This is a genomic window from Eikenella sp., assembly GCF_057315495.1.
In genome coordinates this window covers 1-3,858 of record NZ_DBHKXY010000003.1, presented here as the reverse complement: position 1 = coordinate 3,858, position 3,858 = coordinate 1, and the positions used below count along the sequence as shown (strand labels likewise).

Genomic DNA, 3,858 nt, shown 5'->3' with positions numbered 1-3,858 from the left:
GATGCCGAAGCTGCGTTTGAAGTAGGTGGTGTCCATGATGACGTTGGCTTTGGATAGTGTGGCAAATTGTGCTTTGGGTATCTACTTAATAACGCACAGGCATACAAAAGGCTACCTGAAATCTGCAAACCATTTCAGGTAGCCTTCATCACACTCTGCCTGCCCTACGTGCCATTTCGCCCAAGGCAGGCAGGCGGCAGGATTAGCCGTGCAGGGCGCGCTTGTCGGCGGCCAGGGCGGCTTCGTGCACCACTTCCGACAGGGTCGGGTGGGCGTGGACGATGCGGGCGATGTCTTCGCTGCTGGCGCAGAATTCCATGCCCACCACGCCTTCGCTAATCAGCTCGCTCACCATCGGGCCGATCATGTGCACGCCCAAGATGCGGTCGGTTTTGGCATCGGCCAACACTTTAACCGTACCTTTGGCTTTGCCCAAGCCCATGGCGCGGCCGTTGGCGGCAAAGCCGGACGTGCCTTTTTTGTAGTCCACGCCTTCGGCTTTGAGCTGCTCTTCGGTTTTGCCCACCCAAGCGATTTCGGGGTCGGTGTAGATGACCCACGGGATGGTGTTGAAATCGAGGTGCGGTTTCTGGCCGGCAATGCGTTCGGCCACGGCCACGCCTTCGTCGCTAGCTTTATGTGCCAGCATCGGGCCGCGCACCACGTCGCCGATGGCCCATACGTTGGGCAGGTTGGTGCGGCATTCGCCATCCACCACGATGAAGCCGCGCTCGTCTTTTTGCAGGCCGACCGCTTCGGCATTCAGGCCGTGGGTGTTGGGCACGCGGCCGATGGCCACGATGAGTTTATCGAACTCGGCAGTTTGCGCTTCACCTTTGGCATTGTTGTATTCCACCACCACTTTGCTGCCGCTGGTGATTTTGTTCAGTTTCACGCCCAGCTGGATGTTCAAGCCTTGCTCGCGGGTGAAGTATTTGAACGCTTCTTTGGCAATCTGCTGGTCGGCGGCGCCGAGGAACACGGGGGAGGCTTCCAAAATGGTAACTTCCGCGCCCACGCGTTTCCACACCGAGCCCATTTCCAAACCGATGACGCCTGCGCCGATAACGCCGAGCTTGGCCGGCACTTGGGTCAGATTCAACGCGCCTTCGTTATCCAGCACGTTCACGTTGTCGATATCCACCAGGGGCAGCGCGCGCGGGGTGGAGCCGGTGGCCACGATGATGTGTTTGCCTTCAACCGTGGTTTTTTCGCCTTTGTTATCCACTTCCAGTTGCCAGAAATCGCCGTTTTTGCCCACGAAGGAGGCCGTACCGAACAGGCTGGTTACTTTGTTTTTCTGAAATAGGAATTTAATCCCGCCGGTGAGCTTGGTGACGATGCCGTCTTTGCGCTCGATCATCTTGGCGGCGTCAAACTGCACATTGCCCACGGTGATGCCGTGTTCGGCAAAGTCGTGCTGCGCGGCATGGAAATGCTCGGACGATTGCAACAGGGCTTTGGAAGGGATGCAGCCCACATTCAGGCAGGTGCCGCCCAAAGCGGGGGCATCGCCGGCCTTGTTCACGCCGGCATCAATACAGGCGGTTTTGAAACCCAGCTGTGCGGCGCGGATGGCGGCAACATAACCGCCGGGGCCGGCGCCGATTACCACTACGTCGAATTGAGACATTTGAAGCTCCTTTATGTGTGAAAAGCGGGGGTGGGGAAAGAATCAGCCGCTTAGCATGGGAACGTTGGCATCACTCCGTGTTAAGCGGCTGTAAGATCATAAAATTACTTAGGTGCGGAAGCGGATTGCCCGCCGCCATCCTTCAAGGCTCCGTGTCGATTTGCATATTCCTGCAGATCGGTCATGGCCGCCTGCACAGCTTCCAAATCCGCCCGAACGGCAGGCAGTTCAGTAGGTTTGCCTTGTTTGTCCCAGGCGGACATCATAGGATCTCCTTCACCATTAGCATTATGGATGGCACTGAATAGAATGCTGCCGCTGCCCGGGTAGTAGGTGCTGAGGATAACGTGCTGTTTGTCGGCAGCAGGGCGCACCCACATCATCGGTTTGCCGTCGTTATAGAAGAATACAACTTCGCCTTCCAACTCAGAATCGCTGTCGCGGCCTTGGATAACCAGGCGGCCGTCGCGGTATAAGCTCATCCAACCGTCCAGTTTACCTTGGGTGAATTTGCCGGCGGAAGATACTGTGCCGTCCTCCTCTTTCCACACTACCAGGCTGTCGTTCACATCAGTGGAGAAATTTTTCGGATTGCCATCTTTAGAGAGAATGGCGGGCAGAATCTGCGGTTTGCCGCTGTCTTGGTAGAAGTCCTGCACCACTAGGCGGCCATCGGGCATGGTACCCAACACTTCGCGATAATAGCCGCCGGGGCTGGGTTTATCGGTGGGTTGGGAGTCTTTGTCAAAATAAACCACCTGCTTCTCAGCTGCCGGCTGATAGCCTTCCACGGCTTTGGCGGCAGCCGCTTCAAGCTCTGTTGCATCGGCAGGCAGGGCCATAGCAGGCGCCTGTTGGCCTTCGGCTTGGCCGGCAGCGGAGTTGGAAGCAGCCGGCGGCGCAGATGCTGCATTGTTTTGGCTGTTGTTTTGATTGGGATTACAAGCGGCCAGCAATAGCGCCGCAGCCACAGTGGCGAAGAGTTTGTTCATAGAGTTCCCCATTGGAATTGGTGAGCATCTGCGCGATTGGCAGATTGATGCAATTCTATAGCCAAACTCATTATTTTTCCATACGGGATGCTGCCCGCAGCACCATAGCAAAAGGCTACCTGAAAACTTTCAGGTAGCCTTTAGATGGATTACACCGGCCTTAGCGCAAGTGTTTGCTCATCAGATAATTCACACGTTGGAGGCCTTCACGCAGTTGGGTTTGCACCTCTTCTGCCGTGGCGCTGCTGCCGTCTTCCTTCCAGAATTCGGTTTTAACCGCATCCTCTTTGCCCACGCTTTGCATCAGCTTGTTACCGTTGGCGTAGTAGTAGGTGCGAATCAGGCCATTTTCGGTGTGGTTGTCGATTAGCTCAAACATCGGTTTGCCGTTTTCGTAGAACCCTCTCATTTCAAAGGGCATGTCTTTCACATCCGGCTCGCCCGCAATGCTCAGCACCAGCTGGCCGTTTTCGGCATACATGCCGGCACGTTGCGATTTGCCGTCATGGATTTCGGCAAAATTAGTGAGGCGGCCTTCGGGGGTGTACCACACCACCAAGCCTTCAATCACGTCGGAACTGAAGTTTTTCAGCTCGCTGTCTTTGCCGATGATAACGGGGTTAATCTGCTTGGTGCGGCTATCTTGGTAGAAATCCTGCACCACGGCGCGGCCGTCGGCAGTGCGGCCGATCAGCACGCGGTAGTAACCGCCTTTCATCGGGCGGTCGGCAGCATCGCCGTCGGCATCGTAGTAGGCAATGATATTTTCTTGCGCTTCACGCTGGCGCACGGCGGCAGCGGCCTGCTCGGTGCGGGCGGAAAGCTGGTCGGCACGGGCGGGGAAAGCATTGCCGCTGCCGGTGGCGGCGCAGGCACCAAGCAAGGCAGATAACACGGCGGCGGTGAGGATATTTTTCAGCATAATGGGTTTACTCCTAAATAAAAACGCTGGGTGGCGCGCAGTCTACACCAAAAGATAAACGGCGTGTTTACATGAGAATATTGTAGCTTGTTTTATATAAATATTTTTAAGCAACTACGATTAATTTCGTTGAAATTTTGGTTTTCAGGTAGCCTTTCTTCGTTTGAGGCTACCTGAAAAGATTGAGTTTGGGCGCGCACCGCGTACCACAACGCCGCCATATGCTTACACGCACCGCCATAAGGACAATCGCAGCCCCCGTCCGGATACTGATGATTTTTTCAGTTTCTCTGCCGTATATGACCTGGATT

At 55.6% G+C, this 3,858-nt stretch carries 3 protein-coding genes and 1 pseudogene; all 4 read right to left on the bottom strand.

Features of this window, described 5'->3' with window-relative positions:
- Positions 1–202 precede the first annotated feature (202 nt).
- On the bottom strand, positions 203–1,633 hold the full coding sequence (gene lpdA, locus ACO6EE_RS00375; RefSeq protein ID WP_070630434.1) for a dihydrolipoyl dehydrogenase: 1,431 nt from the start codon (positions 1,631–1,633) through the stop codon (positions 203–205).
- A 104-nt stretch (positions 1,634–1,737) separates the two neighbouring features.
- Positions 1,738–2,625, bottom strand: coding sequence for a toxin-antitoxin system YwqK family antitoxin (locus tag ACO6EE_RS00370; protein WP_485958563.1), 888 nt, complete (start codon positions 2,623–2,625; stop codon positions 1,738–1,740).
- 160 nt (positions 2,626–2,785) lie between these two features.
- Positions 2,786–3,547, bottom strand: coding sequence for a hypothetical protein (locus ACO6EE_RS00365; RefSeq protein ID WP_485958562.1), 762 nt, complete (start codon positions 3,545–3,547; stop codon positions 2,786–2,788).
- Positions 3,548–3,639: 92 nt separating this feature from the next.
- Positions 3,640–3,783 (bottom strand): annotated as a pseudogene (locus ACO6EE_RS00360) (hypothetical protein); the annotation flags it as partial.
- Positions 3,784–3,858 lie beyond the last annotated feature (75 nt).